5 protein-coding genes are annotated in these 4,495 nt (G+C 45.9%); 4 read left to right on the forward strand and 1 reads right to left on the reverse strand.

The features are described from left to right. A partial coding sequence (locus tag B9J84_RS05975; protein WP_143698839.1) for a NirD/YgiW/YdeI family stress tolerance protein occupies positions 1-313 on the reverse strand: 313 nt, incomplete at its 3' end. A 157-nt stretch (positions 314-470) separates the two neighbouring features. Here B9J84_RS05975 and B9J84_RS05980 point away from each other — a divergent pair. The 4 genes from B9J84_RS05980 to modC form a co-directional block, all read left to right on the forward strand. Continuing rightward, positions 471-1,946, forward strand: coding sequence for a cobyric acid synthase (locus B9J84_RS05980; protein WP_017047220.1), 1,476 nt, complete (start codon positions 471-473; stop codon positions 1,944-1,946). A gap of 1 nt (position 1,947) precedes the next feature. Beyond that, positions 1,948-2,721 (forward strand): molybdate ABC transporter substrate-binding protein, encoded by a 774-nt coding sequence (gene modA / locus B9J84_RS05985; protein ID WP_094123753.1) that lies wholly within the window; start codon positions 1,948-1,950, stop codon positions 2,719-2,721. Further along, positions 2,711-3,400: a molybdate ABC transporter permease subunit gene (gene modB, locus B9J84_RS05990; RefSeq protein WP_010318433.1), complete on the forward strand. Its 690-nt coding sequence runs from the start codon at positions 2,711-2,713 to the stop codon at positions 3,398-3,400. The genes modA and modB overlap by 11 nt, the downstream gene beginning before the upstream one ends. Next, a partial coding sequence (modC, locus tag B9J84_RS05995; RefSeq protein WP_179217529.1) for a molybdenum ABC transporter ATP-binding protein ModC occupies positions 3,400-4,495 on the forward strand: 1,096 nt, incomplete at its 3' end. The genes modB and modC, both read left to right, overlap by 1 nt.

Raw genomic sequence — 4,495 nt, forward strand, 5'->3', positions numbered from 1 at the left:
CATAAAGGCGAACCTTAGTCTCGGCATTGAGTGGCGCTGTGAAGTGGATATCATCATCCAGTTCTACTTGAATCTCACCGTTGCCATCACTGAATACGAATGTGTCTTTTCTGATTTGACGAATCAACTTTCCTTCAACTACAACATGCTTTTCTGTAAACATATTGGTGTCTTTTAGCAACGATTCCACAGACGTAAGTTCGATAGGACCATTGTAATTGATGGTATTACTGTTTTGGTTATGGTTACCTGCAAAAGCGAAAACAGGAGCAATAATCATCGAAGCTGCTAGGGCTAGTGTTGTACGTTTCATTTTTAATTCCTCTATGGGTTTGTTGTTTTGATGAAGCGATTTAAACACTAAGATGTTGAACACACTCTGAGCGGAACATTAATATTCCATTCATTTTATTGAGTGAGTAGCAGCTGTGACGGTATGATTACCAGCAAACGCCTATCGTAGAGTTAATATGGAATCAACATTAAGGTCATTGATGGTGCAGGGCACCACTTCCGACGCTGGAAAAAGTGTGCTAGTTGCAGGCTTATGCCGAGTGTTAGCACGTCGAGGAATAAAAGTAGCCCCTTTTAAGCCGCAAAACATGGCGCTCAATAGTGCGGTGACGGCCGATGGTGGCGAAATCGGGAGAGCGCAAGCTGTTCAGGCTCAAGCGTGTGGCGTTGAGCCATCGGTACACATGAACCCTGTATTACTCAAGCCAAATTCAGACACGGGTGCGCAGGTTATCCTGCAAGGCAGAGCGCTCTCTAATATGGAAGCAACGGGTTATCACGATTATAAGAAAGTCGCGATGAATACTGTGCTTGATTCCTACGCTCGGTTACAAGCCGAGTATCAAAGTGTCATGATTGAAGGGGCGGGAAGCCCGGCTGAAATCAACCTACGCGAAAATGACATTGCTAACATGGGGTTTGCTGAAGCGGCCGATGTACCTGTGATTATCATTGCCGATATTGATAGAGGCGGTGTATTTGCTCATCTGTATGGCACGTTAGCACTGCTTTCTGAATCGGAACAGCTGCGTGTAAAAGGGTTTGTGATTAACCGCTTTCGAGGTGATATTGCGTTACTGCAATCTGGCCTTGATTGGTTAGAAGCAAAAACGGGTAAACCCGTCATTGGTGTGCTGCCTTATTTACATGGCTTTGATTTAGAAGCTGAAGATGCGATCACTCAAGCGCAAACCCTCAGCAGCAACAGTAAATTGAATATTGTGGTGCCAGTGTTGACTCGCATTAGTAACCATACTGATTTTGATGCGTTGCGTTTAAATCCTGATGTTGACTTACGTTATGTGGGAAAGGGTGAACGGATCGAAAATGCGGATCTGATTCTGCTTCCGGGCAGTAAATCTGTAAGGGACGATCTTGCGTATCTTCGCTCGCAAGGTTGGGATCAGGATATCAAACGTCACTTGCGTTTCGGAGGCAAAGTGATGGGCATTTGTGGTGGTTACCAAATGTTAGGTCGGGTAATTCGCGATCCACTCGGCGTTGAAGGTGGAGCGGGCGAAAGTGAAGGACTGGGGTTGTTGAACGTCAGTACAGAACTCACCGCTGAAAAAACGCTCAGGAATGTTCAAGGCGAGCTTATTTTACCGCAAGGTAAAGCGAAGGTCTCAGGCTACGAGATCCACGTTGGACGCACAACGCTCGATGATGCATCATCCTCAGCAATCATCACGTTAGACAATGGCAACCGTGACGGTTTATTAAGTGATTGCCAGCAAGTGTTGGGGACTTACATGCACGGAATTTTTGATAGTTTTCCTGCAACTGAGCTTATCTGTCGCTGGGCTGGTGCCGCTGATATAAGTTATTACGATCATGTGGCGCAAAAAGAACAAGCCATTAACCGCATTGCGGATGCGATTGAAGAGCATTTGAACTTGGCCTTATTATGGCCAGAATTAACGGAGCGTTAACATGAGAAAAATACTGCTCTCTATCGTCGCCATGCTGTGCTGTACGGCGGTTTATGCACAAGAGAAAATCACTGTTTATGCAGCGTCATCCATGACGAATGCGGTTAATGAATTGATTGCGGCTTACCAGCCGAAACAACCGTTAGATATTGTGCCCGTTTATGCGGGTTCATCCGCGCTTGCTCGTCAAATTGAGCAAGGTGCACCAGCGGATATTTTTATTTCAGCCAATGATAACTGGGTTACTCACTTGCTTAACAAGAACATTGTGACGAGCGATAAGGTCACATTGTTGGCTGGAAATCAGCTGGTGCTTATCGCCCCTCAATCGTCGAAGCTCAATTCGCTGGTGGTAAATGATGTTGCGGCATGGCTTGACGCCTTGAACGGTTCACGTTTAGCGATAGGTAACACAATGGCAGTGCCTGTGGGAATGTATGCCAAAGAGGCACTAGAAAAGTTAAAAGTGTGGTCGTCGCTCGCCCCTATGCTGGCTCAAACCAATAACGTACGTTTAGCGCTTGCGCTAGTGGAACGTCAAGAAGCCGCACTTGGTATTGTATATAAGACGGATGCATTGATGAGCAATAAGGTCAAAGTGGTACACGAATTTGATTCAAGCCTACACAGCGCCATCCATTATCCTTTAGTGCAGCTAACTGAGCGTGATACGGTGAATCAATTCATGCTTTTTTTACGCAGCGATCAAGCAAAAAGTATCTTACAGAACTACGGTTTTAGCGTGATAACAGGAACGGATTCCTTTGCTTTCTGAATATGAATGGGTTGCACTGCAACTGAGCTTAAAAGTCGCGATTTATACCGTGCTTTGGCTTTTACCGCTGGGAATGTTTTTTGCGTGGCTACTCGCCAGAAAGCAGTTTTGGGGTAAAAGTATATTGGATAGCCTAGTGCATTTGCCGCTCGTTTTACCGCCAGTGGTCGTGGGGTATCTTCTGTTGATCACCATGGGTAAACAAGGCGTAATTGGGCAGTGGTTTGATAATATGTTTGGCTTGCGTTTCAGCTTCAGTTGGCGTGGAGCCGTGTTGGCGTGTGTCATCATCGCACTGCCCTTGATGGTTCGTGCGATTCGTTTAAGCCTTGAAAGCGTCGATCCTAAGTTAGAGCAAGCGGCTCGAACCTTAGGCGCTTCACCACTCAAAGTTTTTTTGACCATTACATTACCCTTAACGATACCCGGGCTGATCACTGGTGCGATGCTCTCTTTTGCTCGCAGCCTAGGCGAGTTTGGGGCCACCATTAGCTTTGTGTCCAATATTCCCGGTGAAACACAAACGCTTCCTCTTGCGATGTATAACTTTTTAGAAACGCCAGGAGCCGAAATGGAAGCGATGCGTTTGTGTATTATCTCCATCGCGATTGCCTTGGCTTCGTTATTCATTTCTGAAGTGATTAGCCGCCGAATGACTCGGCGCTTAGGGACTCAATGATGAGTGGGTTAAAGATTCAATTTGAAAAACAGTTAGGTGATATCAAGCTTAATGCGGATTTGGTTTTACCAAGCCGTGGTATTTGTGCTGTTTTCGGGCGTTCAGGGGCGGGTAAAACCTCCTTCATCAATATTATTAGTGGATTGGTGAAGCCTGAACTTGGTGAAATCGAGATCAATGGCCGCATCCTATTTAGTCAACGAAAAAAAATTAACTTGCCTGTTGAAAAGCGCAATGTTGGTTACGTTTTTCAAGATGCTCGATTGTTTCCACATTACACCGTTCATGGCAATTTAAACTATGGTGTCAAAAAAAAGGATGCCGACCACTTCGCCGCTATCGTAAAATTATTGGCTTTAGCGCCATTACTTACACGTTATCCGCATGATTTATCGGGTGGGGAGAAACAGCGAGTAGCGATTGGCCGAGCCTTACTATCCAAGCCAGATATTTTATTGATGGATGAGCCGTTGGCATCACTCGATATGCCGCGCAAACGTGAAGTGATGCCTTTTTTGGAAGAACTGGCTCATAGCGTGCACATTCCAATTCTCTATGTGACGCACAGCATGAATGAAATTTTGCGTCTGGCTAATCATTTAGTTGTGTTAGAACAGGGCGCTGTGCTGATAAGCGGTGAGCTAGAGCAAGTGTGGTCTTCAAATTATATGCGACCTTGGCAATCATTTGCCGACCAAAGCAGTCTGTTTTCTGCCCACATCTGCCAGCACAACAAAGATTATGCGCTCACACAGGTCTCGCTTGCAGATGATGTCAAACTTTGGGTGCAATATGTGGAAGGCGAGGTAGGCTCGGCACTGCGATTACAGATCCGTGCAAATGATGTTTCGGTGGTGCTTGATAAGCCAAATCAGACGTCAATTCGTAATATTCTGCCTGCGCAGATTTGCCAGCTTGAAAAGCAGCCTCTAGGTACTGATAAACAGAGTGTGGGGATAAAACTCAAGTTAGGCGAAGGGTGTTACCTGTGGGCTACGGTAACCAAATGGGCGGCCGATGAGCTACAACTGGATGTTGGTGATTCGCTGTATGTGCAAATTAAAGGCGTGAGCGTGTCGCAGCGTGATATCGTCT

The organism is Vibrio sp. V03_P4A6T147 (assembly GCF_002241085.1).
In the GTDB taxonomy this organism is placed as follows: domain Bacteria; phylum Pseudomonadota; class Gammaproteobacteria; order Enterobacterales; family Vibrionaceae; genus Vibrio; species Vibrio anguillarum.

Bases quoted from the DNA above. Each gene is read 5' to 3' on its own strand.
- B9J84_RS05980 (WP_017047220.1), top strand. From the start codon at position 471: ATGGAATCAACATTAAGGTCATTGATGGTGCAGGGCACCACTTCCGAC.
- modA (WP_094123753.1), top strand. From the start codon at position 1,948: ATGAGAAAAATACTGCTCTCTATCGTCGCCATGCTGTGCTGTACGGCG.